The 16234-nt window shown below is 45.7% G+C and carries 16 protein-coding genes; 6 read left to right on the forward strand and 10 right to left on the reverse strand.

All coding sequences use genetic code 11. The annotated features are described in order from the left end of the window. Positions 1-31 precede the first annotated feature (31 nt). Positions 32-274 carry an EF-hand domain-containing protein gene (locus F458_RS0102065; protein WP_018981714.1) on the forward strand — a complete coding sequence of 81 codons (243 nt, stop codon included), beginning with the start codon at positions 32-34 and terminating at the stop codon, positions 272-274. Positions 275-489: 215 nt separating this feature from the next. Here F458_RS0102065 and F458_RS0102070 read toward each other — a convergent pair whose 3' ends face one another. Further along, positions 490-762 (reverse strand): hypothetical protein, encoded by a 273-nt coding sequence (locus F458_RS0102070; RefSeq protein ID WP_156824140.1) that lies wholly within the window; start codon positions 760-762, stop codon positions 490-492. A 439-nt stretch (positions 763-1201) separates the two neighbouring features. Between F458_RS0102070 and F458_RS0102075 the strand changes: the two genes are divergently transcribed. Beyond that, positions 1202-1975 (forward strand): glycosyltransferase family 2 protein, encoded by a 774-nt coding sequence (locus F458_RS0102075; protein ID WP_211213183.1) that lies wholly within the window; start codon positions 1202-1204, stop codon positions 1973-1975. A 170-nt stretch (positions 1976-2145) separates the two neighbouring features. Here the strand turns inward: F458_RS0102075 and F458_RS0102080 are convergent, their stop codons facing one another. From F458_RS0102080 to F458_RS0102090, 3 genes are all read right to left on the reverse strand, one after another. Further along, entirely contained in the window at positions 2146-3477 is a 1332-nt protein-coding gene (locus F458_RS0102080; protein ID WP_018981717.1) for a DEAD/DEAH box helicase, read from the reverse strand. 119 nt (positions 3478-3596) lie between these two features. Next, the gene (locus F458_RS0102085; RefSeq protein ID WP_018981718.1) at positions 3597-4253 is read right to left on the reverse strand and encodes a CoA transferase subunit B; all 657 of its coding nucleotides are present in this window, start codon (positions 4251-4253) and stop codon (positions 3597-3599) included. Position 4254: 1 nt separating this feature from the next. Then, complete coding sequence (locus tag F458_RS0102090; RefSeq protein WP_018981719.1) at positions 4255-4962, reverse strand: CoA transferase subunit A; 708 nt, start codon at positions 4960-4962, stop codon at positions 4255-4257. Positions 4963-5067: 105 nt separating this feature from the next. Between F458_RS0102090 and F458_RS0102095 the strand changes: the two genes are divergently transcribed. Further along, complete coding sequence (locus F458_RS0102095; protein ID WP_018981720.1) at positions 5068-5952, forward strand: LysR family transcriptional regulator; 885 nt, start codon at positions 5068-5070, stop codon at positions 5950-5952. 133 nt (positions 5953-6085) lie between these two features. On the opposite strand, the gene F458_RS0102100 is transcribed toward F458_RS0102095, so the two are convergent. The 3 genes from F458_RS0102100 to F458_RS0102110 form a co-directional block, all read right to left on the reverse strand. Next, positions 6086-6583 carry a hypothetical protein gene (locus F458_RS0102100; protein ID WP_018981721.1) on the reverse strand — a complete coding sequence of 166 codons (498 nt, stop codon included), beginning with the start codon at positions 6581-6583 and terminating at the stop codon, positions 6086-6088. 221 nt (positions 6584-6804) lie between these two features. Beyond that, complete coding sequence (locus F458_RS0102105; protein ID WP_018981722.1) at positions 6805-7563, reverse strand: hypothetical protein; 759 nt, start codon at positions 7561-7563, stop codon at positions 6805-6807. A 78-nt stretch (positions 7564-7641) separates the two neighbouring features. Beyond that, positions 7642-8346, reverse strand: a complete 705-nt coding sequence (locus F458_RS0102110; protein ID WP_026294426.1) for a sensor histidine kinase — start codon at positions 8344-8346, stop codon at positions 7642-7644. Positions 8347-8527: 181 nt separating this feature from the next. Between F458_RS0102110 and cysB the strand changes: the two genes are divergently transcribed. Then, positions 8528-9502, forward strand: a complete 975-nt coding sequence (gene cysB / locus F458_RS0102115; RefSeq protein ID WP_018981724.1) for an HTH-type transcriptional regulator CysB — start codon at positions 8528-8530, stop codon at positions 9500-9502. 14 nt (positions 9503-9516) lie between these two features. On the opposite strand, the gene F458_RS0102120 is transcribed toward cysB, so the two are convergent. The 3 genes from F458_RS0102120 to pabB form a co-directional block, all read right to left on the reverse strand. Beyond that, positions 9517-10887 carry an L-serine ammonia-lyase gene (locus F458_RS0102120; protein WP_018981725.1) on the reverse strand — a complete coding sequence of 457 codons (1371 nt, stop codon included), beginning with the start codon at positions 10885-10887 and terminating at the stop codon, positions 9517-9519. Positions 10888-11044: 157 nt separating this feature from the next. Then, positions 11045-11614, reverse strand: a complete 570-nt coding sequence (locus tag F458_RS0102125; protein ID WP_018981726.1) for a CoA pyrophosphatase — start codon at positions 11612-11614, stop codon at positions 11045-11047. Next, entirely contained in the window at positions 11607-12998 is a 1392-nt protein-coding gene (pabB, locus tag F458_RS0102130) for an aminodeoxychorismate synthase component I (RefSeq protein ID WP_018981727.1), read from the reverse strand. The genes F458_RS0102125 and pabB overlap by 8 nt, the downstream gene beginning before the upstream one ends. A 154-nt stretch (positions 12999-13152) precedes the next feature. On the opposite strand from pabB, the gene F458_RS0102135 reads away from it, so the two are divergent. Both F458_RS0102135 and rmuC read left to right on the forward strand, forming a co-directional pair. Further along, positions 13153-14682, forward strand: coding sequence for a fumarate hydratase (locus F458_RS0102135; RefSeq protein WP_018981728.1), 1530 nt, complete (start codon positions 13153-13155; stop codon positions 14680-14682). A gap of 70 nt (positions 14683-14752) precedes the next feature. Continuing rightward, entirely contained in the window at positions 14753-16228 is a 1476-nt protein-coding gene (gene rmuC, locus F458_RS0102140) for a DNA recombination protein RmuC (protein ID WP_018981729.1), read from the forward strand. Positions 16229-16234: the final 6 nt, after the last annotated feature.

The raw sequence follows: 16234 nt of genomic DNA on the forward strand, positions 1-16234 counted from the left end.
ATTATTAAGACGTAAGAAATAGGGATAACCAGTGAGCGCCCAACTTTCAGAAGAAAAAATCGCTGAAATAAGAAGCGATTTTAGTTTTTTTGACCGCGATGGTAACGGTCAGATTGATTTGACTGAATTTATCGAATTATTAACTGTTTTGTCGCCAAAAACCAAAGCCAGTCATGTTGAAGAAGGCTTTAAATTAATTGATAGTAACAATGATGGTTACATTGATTTTGAAGAGTTTCTATCTTGGTGGCAGGAAGGGTGGTGGGAATATTAATTTCCCGTATGAATAGTAATTAAGCCTGATGTTATCAGGCTTTTTTTATGTCTTAATCAAATCTCTTTTTATAGCCAGTGGCGATATTTTTCTATTTTCAAGGCTATTCTATTTATTACTTAAGTACAGTATCTCTACCGAAGATGGATGCCAGGAGAGTGACGTTATATTGTATGAATTACGCCCATCTAAGATGTTTACTTAACGTCAGATTTCTATGAGCAGCGTTGGCGAATGAAAACAGCCAGTAGACCAAACCCTGCTCTTAGCACTGCAACGCTTAAGCCTACAAGCATAAACTGACCGGTTAATAACAGTCCCGCCTTTTGCAAAAGCGGTAGCTCTTCTGTAAAAAGCGGGTGCCAGAGGTATGCCAGCGTCAAGTTGCCCGGATACAGTAAAATATTATAGCCCGGCAAAGGACCACCGCGCATATCCCACATTGACCAGTGCAATATAAATGTGAAGAGTCCAATAAGAGTCGCCACAAGCCCGCCACACAAGCCAACATACAGACTGTCGCATTTTGCACAGTAGCGACATTTTATCGACATGGAACCCCCAAAAGGTTAAGGAACAGAATTATTATAATACCTCAAGACGCAAGATGTTAAATCGGATTTTCCGTGAGAATATTCGCACAAACTACAATGCGGGTAACCTGGCGATTAATACCAATTGCCTATCTGAACCGTTGGCATGATGGAAAGGTAAATGAAACTACATTGTTGTATTATTTCTATTTTCAGTATCGACCAACAATTGAGTAATAGTATTGGTCTTCAAAATTGCTGAATAGTCGTTTTGTAAACGTTTGATTATTATCCTCTTTAAAAACTTGTTACGATTAATATACTAATTATTTATTACTAAAATTGCCTTTGTCGCTATGTATAATTGATAATGTTTATTATTGTTGTAAAAAGGATGTTTGTAGTGCGTCAATTGTCAGTAATCGTTATCACAAAAAATGAAGAAGACAGAATTGGGAGATGTCTGGATTCTGTAAAAAATATCGCCAGCGAAATAATAGTATTTGATTCAGGCAGTACTGATAACACAGTTGAAATTGCAAGAGAATATACCAGTCATGTTTTTATCACTGATTGGCAGGGATACGGTATCCAAAAACAACGTGCATTAGAAAAAGCAACATGTGAATGGGTTTTATCAATAGATGCTGACGAAGAAGTGGATGAAAAACTCGCCAAAGCAATAATTAACTTGTTAGAACAAGATGTTATAAAATATAAAGCCTACAAAGTAAGATGGAAAAATATTATTTTTGGTAAGGCAACTAGATTCGGTAGGACAGCCCGAGCTCCGATGCGACTGTTTGAGCGCGCTAATGCAAAATTTGATGGGGCAATCGTCCATGAGAAGGTTGTTTATGAAGGTGGCGCAGGCTTAATAAAACAAGGATACCTGAATCATTACTCCATTCGAGACTTTGAACATCTTTTGTATAAAAACAGGCTCTATGCACTTTTGATGGCAAAAAAGAAGCATGAAAAAGGGAAGAAAAGCTTCGGACTGCCAGTGGCTGTAGTCAGGGCATTAATCAGCTTTATGCAAATATATATTTTCAGACTTGGGATATTAGATGGAAGCCGGGGGCTATTATATGCGATCATGTTTGCCCAATATACATTTAATAAATACGCAGGCCTGTGGGCTTATGAACAAGAAAAGGATCTGTGATTGGTAGAGATATTGATGCCCGAAAGTAATATAAATACCCCGCTATATTATCAATAACAATACATTCTTTTCATAAGCCAACCCGGCTAAAAACAGTCGTCTGTCTGGTATTCGCAAATGACGGTTGGCAATCAAGATGAAGTGCTGGCAGTTCAGCCCGCCAGCTACAATTAATCATCGTCTTGTTCAGGCGATGGTTGTCTTTTTTTGCGTTTTATGGGCATTTGGCCAACGTCTTTACCGGCTGTGGTATCCACACGTTTTTTGGCCGCAGAGGGTACCCTGCCAGGCTTAGCTACCTGTTTCGGTGACTGTTTTTGGTCGGCTCCGGTTGATGATTTTTTCTCTTTCTTACCCGTAAAACGGGCGGGCAACTCAGGATGCGCTGCACAACTTACCGGGTAGTCCACATGAGCTTTAATATTTTCGAAGCTTTGCCAGTCTCTCGGGCCCACCAAAGATAATGCTGTACCTTTCTGCCCGGCCCGTCCTGTCCGGCCAATTCGATGGATATATTCATCTGACTGTTTGGGCAAGTCAAAGTTAATAACCAGCCCGACTTTCAACAGGTCGAGGCCGCGGGAAGCTACATCGGTGGTGACCAGGATACTGTGCTGACCGCGACTGAATTCACTCATAATTTGAGCGCGTTGATTTTGCGGTAAATCTCCGCGTAGCGCGACCGATTCCATATGGTGAGTATTTAGCAGCGCACTGATACGGTCAGTATCTTCGCGGGTAGCGGTAAACACAATTGCCTGATTGTATTCGGTATCACTTAAACATTGCTGTAATAATGCATCTTTGTGGTCAATATTATCGGCAAAGTACATACGTTGACTAATGTCCTGATGGACCGCTGTGGCCAGTCCTACACTGATGCGGACAGGCGCTTTTAGAAGCGCCTTACTGATGTGATCCAGTGCCAGGTTATCTAATGTCGCAGAAAACATCATGGTTTGCCGTTTGCGGTGATCAGCATATTGATTAATCATGTTTAGCTGAGGTGCAAATCCCAAGTCGAGCATGCGATCTGCCTCATCAAATATCAGCATTTCCAGACCATTGATGAAAAATGTCTTATCCTCAAGATGATCAGCAATCCTTCCCGCTGTACCAATAACAATGGCCGGACTTTTTCGCAGCACTTTGGTCTGCGTGTTGTAATTTTCGCCACCTACAATTAACGCACAGGGAATATTCAGCTGTGACACCAGGCTCTTCGCTTCACTGAAAACCTGTTTAGCCAGCTCCCGGGTTGGTGCCAAAATCATCGCTCTGGGATCTTTTTTACTTAACGCTTTTTGGGTCAGTAGACGATTAATCAGCGGCACGAGAAACGCGAGCGTTTTTCCTGATCCGGTTTGCGAAGAGGCAATAACATCCTTACCACTCATCGCTGGCAGGAGAGTTTTTTCCTGAATTTCAGTTAAGGCTTCAAACCCCTTACTTTCAAGACGTGAAACTATTTTATGATGTACAGGAAGATCGCTGATCTGCAAAGCAAAGCCCTTTAAGTGAAGTCAGGCGCATTATCTATCAAGCAGCGAACAAATAAAAGACGTGAAAAGAAATAGAATAAAACCGGGCGTCGGATTTTCCAGAGCACCCGGCTAAATTGTTATACCTTCATTTCGGGAATATCGCCTTCAGCTATTAATTTCCCGGCAGTTTTGTCACGAATCTCTTCTACGCTGACACCTGGAGCGCGCTCCTGTAAATGGAAAGCACCATCTTTAACTTCCAGTACGGCCAGGTCGGTGATGATCCGGGTAATGCAATTTACGCCGGTCAGCGGTAGTTTACATTCAGACAACAATTTAGAATTGCCATGTTTATCAGCGTGAGTCATGGTAACAATGATGTTCTTTGCACCTGCCACCAAATCCATGGCGCCGCCCATACCCTTGACAAGCTTACCTGGTATCATCCAGCTGGCGATGTTGCCATTTACATCAACCTCAAAAGCACCTAAAACAGTGAAGTCGACATGGCCACCACGAATCATTCCGAAGCTTTCAGCCGAGTCGAAAATAGATGCGCCTTTGATTGCGGTAACCGTTTCTTTGCCGGCATTGATCATATCCGCATCTACCTCTTCTTCGGTAGGGTACCGGCCCATTCCAAGCAACCCGTTTTCAGACTGAAGCATTACATCAATCCCCTCAGGGACATAATTCGCGGCCAGGGTAGGGATGCCAATACCAAGGTTGACGTAACTGCCGTCCTTAAATTCCCGGGCAACCCGTTTTGCAATTTGATCTCTGGATAATGCCATCTCAACGCTCCTCCTTTGCCAGTACTTTTCGCTCAATACGTTTTTCGAAGCTACCTTTGATAACTCTGTCCACGTAAATGCCAGGAGTATGAGTATGGGCAGGATCCAGTTCGCCTGCTTCCACAATTTCCTCGACTTCTACCACAGTGATTTTACCCGCTGTAGCTGCCATAGGGTTGAAGTTGCGTGCAGTATGCCGGTAAATGCAGTTGCCATAACGATCGGCTTTCCACGCTTTTACAATAGCAAAATCTCCGGTTACAGATTCTTCCAGAATATACGGACGACCATTAAACTCTTTTACCTCTTTACCTTCGCCCACTGGTGTACCGTATCCCGTGGCAGTGTAAAAGGCCGGAATACCAGCGCCGCCGGCACGCATCTTTTCAGCCAGCGTCCCCTGGGGCGTCAACTCTACCTCTAACTCATTGGCGAGTAATTGCTTTTCAAATAGCGCATTTTCGCCCACATAGGATGAGACCATTTTTTTTATTTGGCGGTCTTCCAGCAGGATTCCAAGACCGAAACCGTCAACCCCACAGTTATTCGATACAACCGTAAGGTCTCTGACGCCCATCGTCTTTATCTGACCAATCAATCCTTCCGGGATTCCACACAGCCCGAAACCACCGGCAATCACGGTCATTCCATCCGTGAGTCCCTGCATCGCTTCTTCATAGCTGGTCACGACTTTATCGAAACCTGACATCTGACGCTCCTTTCATTATGGAAAATACAATTAAGAGTATCTGCCCTTGCAAAAATTTTGTAAAATTAATTTTATATCAGTATTAATAAATAAAATTTATCAATTATGTCTGTTTCGTACCGTAATATGCTGGCGTTTCTGAAAGTCGCTGAATCATCAACCTTTGCTGAAGCTGCTGAGAAACTACACCTCACTCAGCCAGCGCTATCCAGCGCCATCAAAAAAATGGAAGAGCAGTTAGGTGGTAAGTTGTTTAGCCGCAGTACGCGCCGGGTACAATTAACGCCCGAGGGTGAAACCCTGTTGCCCAGCGCCCGGCGTTTGATTCACGAGTGGGATGATACGTTGGAAGAGATGCAAAACTTATTTTCTGTCCGGCAGGGGAAGCTTACCATTGCCGCGATGCCGTCATTTGCAGAGTCCAGGCTGCCTGAGCTTTTAAGAAAGTATCATAGCAACTTTCCCAATATTCGCTTGCGGATATTGGATGTTGTCATGGAAGATACAATTGATGCGGTATTAGCCGGCCGGGCCGAAATTGGTTTTACCTTTGAGCCAGAGAGCACGGAAGGATGTGTGTTTACGCCGCTGTTCAATGATGCGTTTGTCGCGGTACTTTACCCGGCACACCCTTTAGCACAAAAGCGCTCTGTGGATTTTGTACAACTGCTGAAAAGTCCACTGATAGCAATGAACCGGGGCTCGGCGGTACGTAAATGGACAGAACAGATTTCGCAGCGTTACGGCGCGCTGAATATTATTGCCGAGACTGGCCAGTTGGGTTCCGTGGGGCAACTTATCGCACAGAAGATGGGCGTTTCAGTTATGCCGCAATTGTGTCAACGCCAAATGGAGCGCAATGGCTTAATATGTCTGCCTATCAACGATAACCCGCTGGTCAGACGGGTAGGTATGATTCGGGCTAGCCGGCAGGGTTTTTCTGTGGCGGCACAGGCGTTGTGGGACCACTGTCTGGAATCACTGGCCTGAAGCCGTCAAACGCTATGCGACAATCATTGTTAATATAGTTAAAGGACATTGGATAGGCGGCTATATCAGTAAGGTATAACTGCACGAGGAAACTACCAGAGATAGACACGTAAGGAAGGATACCGTCTATTTCTCACTCGTTAAAAGGAAAATTGACAGACGTTACACCGTCCATTTTCAGCAACCATTGAGTAACAGAGTATCGTAAAGCTGCGGCTTTCGTGGGATCCTGATATTCAGGTACCAGCCAATAAAATGAACTAAACTGAATGTCATTCTTATTTACAATTGTTGGCGTAATATAGATGCAACCTATAATCTGATCAGACGCATCAAATATGTGGAAGGTGAAATTTTCGCCAGCATCAAACTGATTCAAATCGTTTATCAGGGTTGCCAGGTTTTGCTCTTGTGTAAGATGATCACCCGGCCATGTGTCGTTATTTAGTAATTCATGGATAAACGCTTTGCTCTTCATCAACGCCAGATAGTCTGATTCATTGTATTGAGGAGAGACCTTAACGAGCTCCAGACTATCAAATCGCTTTTTGACAGGCATATTATTAATAAGCTGACCGTTCACATTAAAACAGTAAAATAAGCACAATCCAATGCAAACATTTTTGAGCATTTACCGACTCTTTTATTTCTTGATTTTGTATAGGTAGTGATTCTGTCGGCAATACTTAAAATTGAGAGAAAATAAGATACTGTTTCTTAAATTAGTATGGCGACAAGACAGGCCTTCAAGTCATTTTCAGGCGTGTACCAATGACACGCTGTAAATGTAAACTAAGGCTAACTTAAGTTATATAACGTCAGCGAGTGTAGTTGTAAGAAGTGAAGGAACCATCACCACTTTTTCTTAGGTGCAAAAAGCTCATCAAGCTCATCACGTTCTTCTTCTTTTCGCTTGGCACGGTCTTCAGCATTGGCAGATTTCAAATTGTTCTGAATGCTTTCCAGCCACTCATTGAGCTGGTTTAAACGCGCATTGATATATTCGTCGCGCTGAGTCTGGCCCTCAAGCGCCCCGATGGCTTTCTCAAAATATTGTCTGGCTGATCCTAGCATTCCTGATTGCATCGCACCGCGCCCACGTTTTATGAGGGTTTCTACATTTGTTTTAAGTTGCAAACGCTCTAGGGCTTTATCTTCTTCAATGAAACTACGGGTATCAACGTTACCCTTAGAATGCTCCGAGCGCAGCAACGTACGCAGCTTTTTAACCGCCTGTATATACTGAATAATCATTTTGTCATTATCAGGCAACGAAAATTCGTTCAGGCTCTGGGTTTCGGGGATCTCTTCCTGCGTTCTTTTTTCTGCTTCATCCAGTCGGCGTTTGATATCAGTACCGCCGGCGCCAGCGTCCCCCATTGCCTTTAATGCGTTATATAAACGCTTGTAAAGGATCTGCATCAGACGAGCTGATACCGGCATGCTGCTACACGCCATGATAATGTTCTCAGTTTCATCCACGATAACCCGTTGCCTGGACATCTCTGCGCGCCGTTCCGACTCTACTTTAGCCCGGTGCTGTTGCAGGGCATTGATAAAGATGGCGGCTATAATAAGCACGACTATCATGATGATTATAATGGTGAACATGGATATGGGTTCCGATCGCTTTCACTGTGTCACCGGCCCGTTGGCCTCAGACATTCTTTTTTCTTATAACGGCAGAGTTTACGGTATTTTTACCACAAAAACACTCCCACCCAGTCGGCCGCCGTTAGATAAGCATATCTCGCCGCTCTGACCTCGCTGACTGTGAGCACTGGCGATAAGTCTGGCAAAATATAAGCCAAGCCCGGTGCGCCCCTGGCTGACGGCATACCGAGACAATTCTGTAAGACTTTGCTTTAACATGGTTTCAGGGTATCCCTCGCCGTCATCTTCAATAGTGATACACAATGTGTCATTTTCTCGTCGGGCACTTATGTGCAATGACCTATTTCCATATCTTAGTGCGTTGATTACTGCATCATTTACCAACAGATAAATGAGTTCGCCGTCCATGTACCAGGACAAATCCGGATCGCAGTCAACTGTAACGGTAAAATCCCGTTGCCGCACCGACAATTTTACCGCGCCAAGCACATCTTCAAAAATATCTGCCACAAAATGCTCATCGACAGTTATCGGCAGGGTTTCCAATTGCGCGCGATACAGCGACAGAATTTGGACCAGGCTGGTGTTTAACCGGGTTGCTTCATAGTGCACATCCGCGACATGTTTGCTGGCATTTAAATTAGTCGGTGCGATGCTCTCGGAAAGCTCTTCAATCGATTGAATCAGCAGGCAAAGTGAGTTTTTCATGTCATGTACGGCAGCGGCCAATACAGTAGAAAATCCAATTTTTGGGTCAGGCGATGCGGTAGGTTCTGGCATATAGGTTGTATCATACTTCAGTTGGCACATATGCTAATATTCACTATAAATTGAATACTTGCCTTTGTTTTTGATATAAGGGTAATGGTGTAACTGAAAAAGGCAATAGAAATGCATGCCGGTTTTGGTTATAACACTAACACACTTACCAGGAAGCGCCAGTAGCGAAGGGCCATTACGCATGAAATTACAGCAACTCAGATACATTGTAGAAGTCGTCAATAATAACCTGAATGTATCGGCTACGGCAGAAAGCTTATACACGTCTCAACCGGGCATCAGTAAGCAAGTGCGCATGCTGGAAGATGAGCTGGGCGTACAAATTTTCGGACGCAGCGGCAAGCACCTGACACATGTTACCGATGCCGGCCGTGATGTAATAGATATCGCGCGTCAGATTCTGGCCAAAGTGGAAAGCATTAAATCAGTGGCTCGTGAACATACATTGCCGGACCAGGGAAAGCTAAATATTGCCACAACACATACGCAGGCAAGGTATGCATTACCCGATGTTATCCAGGGGTTTATGCATAAATATCCGCGGGTTTCCTTACACATGCATCAGGGGACGCCGTCGCAGATATCGGATTTGGCAGCAAAAGGCGAGGCTGACTTTGCGATAGCGACCGAAGCGCTGCATCTTTACAATGACTTGGTAATGTTGCCCTGTTATCACTGGAATCGCAGTGTCATCGTTAATAAAGACCACCCACTGTCTAAAAAAACCAGCATTGATATAAGCGATATTGCTGAGTACCCGCTGGTCACTTATGTGTTTGGTTTTACCGGTCGCTCTGAACTGGATCAGGCATTTGAGCGTGCTGGCCTGAATCCTAAAATCGTATTTACCGCAACCGATGCAGATGTAATTAAAACCTATGTAAGGCTGGGCGTAGGGATTGGAGTTATTGCTTCGATGGCAGTCAGTGAAGAGCTGGATAGTGATCTGGTTAAAATTGATGCCAGTCATCTGTTTGATTACAGTACCACCAAAATTGGCTTTAGAAAGGGGTCTTTTTTGCGCAGCTATATGTACGATTTTATTGAGCGCTTTGCCCCGCATCTGACCAAGGACAAGGTAGAAAAAGCGATGATGTTAAAAAATAACGATGAAGTCGAAAAGATGTTCAAAGGTGTGACGCTACCGGTAAAGTAGCGTCCCATTATTATCTAACATTCGATGATATTTACAGCCAGACCGCCTCGTGCGGTCTCTTTGTATTTTGTTTTCATATCGTTACCGGTATCACGCATGGTTTTGATAACTTTATCCAGCGACACCTTATGTTCACCGCTGCCACGCATTGCCAGACGAGACGCATTGATCGCTTTTATTGCGCCCATGGCATTACGTTCAATACAGGGAACCTGAACCAGTCCGCCAACGGGATCACAGGTTAGTCCCAGGTTGTGTTCCATTCCAATCTCAGCGGCGTTCTCCACTGCCAGAATGGAGCCGCCCATTATTTCGGTCAGCGCACCAGCCGCCATGGAACATGCAACGCCTACTTCTCCCTGACATCCTACCTCAGCGCCGGAAATTGAGGCATTCTCTTTGTACAGGATACCAATCGCGCCCGCTGTTAATAGGAATCGTGCGGCGGTCTCTGTATCAACAGGGCGGATAAATTTGTCAAAATAGTGCAGTACGGCTGGTATAATACCCGCGGCACCGTTGGTCGGCGCAGTGACAACGCGACCACCGGCTGCATTTTCTTCATTTACCGCCAGAGCAAACAAATTAACCCAGTCCATGGTCTGCATAGGATCAGTTGTATGTTCTGTCTGCAAACGACGATACAGTGCCGGCGCGCGACGAACCACCTTCAGTCCGCCGGGTAAAATACCCTCGCTTTCGATACCACGCTGTACGCTGTATTTCATGGTCTGCCATATTTCATATAGCTTATCTTTTACTTCGTGTACCGGACGATGTACTGCTTCATTTTTAAGCATTAATGAACTGATACACATGCCGTTAGCTTTGCACATTTCTAGCAACGCTTCAGCGCTCTTAAACGGGTAGGGCACTTCTGCCTGTACCGACATGGCGTGCTCTTTAACCTGGTCAAAATCTTCGTGTCTGACCACAAATCCACCACCGATACTATAATAAGTCTGCTCTTTAACAAGTGCATCCTTCTTGTAGGCATAAAATGTCAGTGCGTTAGCATGACGAGGCAAAGATTTGCGGCGGTGAAAGACAATGGCATTTTTATTGGGAAATTTTACCTCATGGCTGCCATTGAGCAGAATCTTTTGACAGTCATGTATATTTTCCAGAGTAACGTCAATGCTATCCACATCAATAGTCTCTGGCGATTCGCCCAGTAACCCCAGGATAACTGCTTTGCCGGTACCATGGCCCTTACCGGTTTGACCTAAAGAGCCAAACAGTTCCACTTTAATGCTGTCAACGTCTTCAAGCTGACCATCGTGAGCTAACTCTGATACAAACTCTGCACCGGCTCGCATTGGTCCTACTGTATGAGAACTGGACGGGCCGATTCCGATGCTGAACATATCAAATACACTAATCATAAATGTGATTAAATCCCCAATGAAAATCTACGCCAGATCTTGCCTGCATGTCGGTACAACTACAATACAGAAAAGCTAATCAGCAGATAAGAAAAGCTAATTCAATGTAAACAAATCTTGATAACACTGTTGCGTATAAGGGTATACCATTACGCAATCAGCCAAGATGATGTGCCAGGTTTCGCAAAATTGCAGCGGTTGCCCCCCAAATCATTCGGTTCTGCCAGGGGATAAAGTAAATTGGAAAACGCTGTCCTTCACGGGTCGTGTGATGGACCAGGTGATTATTTTTTTCCATAAGGTGAGATAATGGAACATCAAAAACACTGGCCACTTCATTATCGTCTATCTGATACTCAAAGCTGGGCTCAACAAATCCGATAACCGGTTTAATATGATAGCCACTGATGGTGCGATAATTAGGCAGCGCGCCAATCACTTCCACATGGTGCGGTGGCAAGCCTACCTCCTCATACGACTCGCGCAGGGCAGTATCTACCAGCGACGCATCCTGCGCTTCATAGCCGCCGCCGGGAAAACTTATCTGGCCGGCATGATGGCGCAAATGGTGAGCGCGTTCAGTAAGTAAAACATGTAAACCATCAGGAAAATCCAGCATGGGGATCAACACGGCAGCATCCCGGCCGCGACGAGTTAGGGGGAAGTCGGGCTCCTGATGAACGGCGCGGGCATGCTGAAAGCGGTTTATAAATTCTGACTTATGCACGATATTTATCCAATACAGGCAGGATGCGAGAGACTTTGTCCAGGGTCTCCTGATATTCAGCCTCAGCATTTGAGTCAAGCACGATACCGCCTCCCGCCCAGCAAAACAGTTGACCATTTTCGGCCAGCAGGGTGCGAATTGTGATGCTTGAATCCATATCCCGCTTTACACCATAGTACATGAAACTGCCACAATATATGTTTCGACGATTTGGCTCTAATTCCTCAATTATTTCCATCGCCCGCACTTTAGGCGCGCCAGTAATTGATCCGCCGGGAAAAGCACCAGCCAGCAAATCCAGTGGACTGGCATCATCTTTGAGCTCACCTTCGATAGTACTGACCAAATGGTGTACGGCAGCGTAGGACTCTAACGCAAAAAGATGCGGAACATTTACGCTGTGCGCTTTACAATGTTTACTTAAATCGTTTCGCAGCAGATCCACTATCATCAGATTTTCAGCGCGATCTTTTGTGGCGGCAAGTAAATCCCGGGCACTCTGTTCATCTTCGTCAGGCACAGAAAAACGCGGACGTGTTCCTTTTATTGGCTTGGTCTGGACCTTGTTTTGTTTAACACTGATAAAACGTTCCGGCGAAATACTTAAAACACACCCCGTAGGCAGTCGCATAAAGGCTGAAAATGGTGTGTTGTTTTCAAGTTGCAATGCCTGATATGCCTGCCACTCACTGCCACTGTAATGAGCGCTGAACCGCTGCGCCATGTTAATCTGATAACAGTCACCGGCCACTATATATTTATGTATGCCAGCCAGTGCACCGGTATACACCTTCTGGGTCATATTAGATGACCATGCACTGTTTAACGCGAATGGCGGCTGAACCTGTGAGGTGATGCCTTTTAACTGCGTCGCTAAACCAGGAAGGTGGCTAAGTCGGCAGTGGTAAAGCGCGCCAGTACGACTGTCTGCTATAACCGATTGCTCAAAGATACCAATGGCCATATCCAGGCAGTCGTATTCATCAGCATTGGTAGCGGGCAGGGCTTCATAGAAACGGCCTAAATCGTATCCGCACAGGCCTGCTGCGCCCACTAAAAATGGCAGCATGTTGTACAACTGAGTATCGTTGGTGGTTAGATGACTCACCGGCAAATGTTGATGCATCAACGCATCCACGCACGCCAGAGGTGCCACATCGCTATGCTCGACTCGGTTATTGTGTCTGTCTTCCACCCATACGCTATCAGCTTTGGCACTTACCACCCATGCCGGCGACCACAGCATAATATGGAAGCGCCCGGCACTGCCACTATCTAGTAACATTGCATATGGCTGTTGCTCAACCTGTTCAAAAAGTTGATAGATTGACTGGTGGGAACGAATAGGTTCTATAATTAGCTGTTGTTCAGCCTGATTCTTCATAACGACAATTTGGATTTTTATTAACAGCGTCTGACAACACTGATAATTAACATAAAGGATAACCTGCGTTTTGTTGGTGCCGCAGGGACAGATACGCTAGTATACGCATTTTTACACGGCACACACCACGAATAAGCAAGTAAAAGAGGACGTCATGACCGTTATCCGTCAGCAAGACTTTATTGACAGCATAGAAGATGCTTTGCAGTTCATTTCATATTACCACCCTCTGGATTACGTAAAAGCGGTTGAACAGGCTTACCTTAAAGAAGAAAGCCAGGCAGCGAAAGATGCTATGGCACAAATTCTTATCAATTCCCGGATGTCTGCAGAGGGTCATCGACCTCTTTGTCAGGATACCGGTATCGTCACCTGCTTTGTTAAAATCGGTATGGGCGTTAGCTGGGACAACACTGACCTGACTGTACAGCAAATGGTTGATGAAGGTACTCGTCGCGCCTACACCAACCCGGACAATCCCTTGCGAGCTTCTATCGTAGCCGATCCGGCTGGTGCGCGAACCAATACTAAAGACAATACGCCAGCGGTGGTTCATATTGATATGGTTCCGGGCGACCAGGTAGAAGTGATGATCGCAGCCAAAGGTGGCGGCTCTGAGAATAAATCGAAAATGGTTATGCTTAATCCCAGCGATGATATTGTGGAGTGGGTGGTTAAAACGCTGCCCACGATGGGTGCTGGCTGGTGCCCGCCGGGGATGCTTGGTATCGGTATTGGTGGCACAGCAGAAAAAGCCTCTGTGCTGGCTAAAGAAAGCCTGATGGATCCGGTAGATATTCAGGAACTTATGGAACGGGGCCCGCAGACCACAGATGAAAAGCTACGCCTGGAAATTTTTAAGCGGGTAAATGATTTGGGCATCGGAGCACAGGGATTGGGCGGACTGACTACCGTAGTTGATGTTAAAATTAAATCAGTGCCAACACATGCTGCGTCTAAGCCAGTTGCAATGATTCCAAATTGTGCGGCTACCCGTCATGCCCATTTTCATCTGGACGGCAGCGGCCCTGCTGAGTTGAAGGCGCCAAAGCTGGAAGAGTGGCCGGAAGTGACTTGGGAAGTTGGGGCTAATACCCGCCGGGTAAATCTGGATAAAGTGACCAAAGAAGCTATCCAGGATTGGAAAGTCGGTGAAACAGTGCTGCTTTCCGGCAAAATGTTGACCGGCCGTGATGCTGCTCATAAACGTATTCAGACCATGATGGAAAATGGTGAAGGTTTGCCTGATGGCGTGGATTTGACGAACCGCTTTATTTATTACGTGGGCCCGGTTGATGCAGTTGGAGATGAAGTGGTCGGGCCTGCGGGCCCGACCACCGCTACGCGCATGGATAAATTTACCGATATGATGCTTGAACAGACCGGCCTTATCGGCATGATCGGTAAAGCCGAGCGTGGGCCTGCCACCGTTAATTCTATCGCTAAACACAAAGCTGTCTATCTAATGGCAGTGGGCGGAGCGGCTTACCTGGTATCCAAAGCCATTAAAAAATCCCGCGTCGTTGCTTTTGAGGATTTGGGGATGGAAGCAATCTATGAATTTGAGGTTGAAGATATGCCTGTGACGGTTGCTGTGGACAGCACCGGTGCCAATGCGCACGAAACAGGGCCAGCCATATGGAAAGCCAGAATTGAAGAACTTGACAGTGAGTTGGCTAAATAAAGCTTAGCTGTTATAGGATTAAACGGGCACCCCAGACGGTGCCCGTCTTTGTATTTGCAGGTGAAAAAGAATGAATACAGAAGCAATGATGCTGCTGGGTGGCGCCTGTGCTGCCGGATTACTGGCTGGTGCTATTGTGACGTACGCTGTTACGCAGCGCCGTTTCGGTAAAGAACGCTCAGCGCTCAGTGAGCAAGTCTTAGTGTTACAGCAACAAACTGAACAGGCAGAATCATATTTTAACCAGCAACTGACAGCGAAACAGAACGAGCTGACCGCTGCCCAGGAACGCTTATATCAGTGCCAGATACAAGTAGGGGAGATGGGCCAGAAAGCGGCACAGTTAACGCGACTGGAAGCTGATTACCGTGAACAGCAAAATGCGTTGAGCCAGACCCGGCAGTCATTGTCAGATCTTAATGCCAAATATGAAGCCCAGTCTGCCAGTTTTGAACATTCCTCACGCAGTAATGAGGAAAAAATAGCCATGCTGGAAGCGGCTGAACAACGCTTGCAAACCCAGTTTGAGAACCTCGCGAATAAAATTTTTACAGAAAAAAGCGAATCCTTCACTCAGGCTAACAAGTCAGGCATGGATGCGCTGCTAAATCCGCTAAAAGAGCAACTGGAAAGTTTTAAACGGCAAATTAACGATCAGTACAGCCGCGAGGGTCAGGAACGCGCATCGCTGAAAACAGAAATCCTGTCGCTGAAATCTCTGAACCAGAAAATCACCGAAGAAGCTGCTGCATTGACCATGGCCCTGAAAGGCGATAACAAAAAGCAGGGCAATTGGGGGGAAGTGGTGTTAGAGCGGATCCTTAAAGAGTCCGGCTTACGAGAAGGTCATGAGTTTGAAACCCAGGTGTCCGCCCGCAGCGCCGAGGGTCGCCTACAACAACCGGACGTAGTGGTACATTTGCCCAATGATAAAGATGTCATCATTGATTCCAAAGTCAGTCTTTCAGCCTACGAACGCTATTTTAATGCAGATGATGAAACAGCCCGTCAACAACTGTTAAAAGAACACGTCGCGTCATTAAAAGGGCATATTAAAGGCTTGGGTGCCAAAGATTACCAAGAACTGGCCGAACTCAAGACGCTGGATTATGTACTCATGTTTATTCCGATAGAACCTGCCTTTTTGCTGGCTATAGAACATGAGCCTGAACTGGTTTCTCTGGCGCTTAATCACAATATTATGCTGGTCAGCCCGACCAATTTGCTGGTTGCCTTGCGCACCATTAATAATATATGGCAGTACGAATACCAGAATCAGAACGCCCAGAAAATTGCGGCACAGGCAGCTAAACTGTATGACAAGTTTTCCGGCTTTGTGACGGATATGGATAAAATTGGGAAATCTCTTGAAGTGACCCAAAGACACTATGACAGTGCATTTAACAAATTGACAGCGGGCAAGGGTAACCTGGTCAGACAGGTGGAACAGTTCCGGGTCCTTGGCGTTCAACCAAGTAAAAAACTATCGCGCGCCATGTTAGATGCTTCCAGTATGGATGATGAAACAGACGTTGCAGTAAAGTAGCCCAGT

This window comes from Salinimonas chungwhensis DSM 16280 (assembly GCF_000378185.1).
GTDB classification, from domain to species: Bacteria; Pseudomonadota; Gammaproteobacteria; order Enterobacterales; family Alteromonadaceae; genus Alteromonas; species Alteromonas chungwhensis.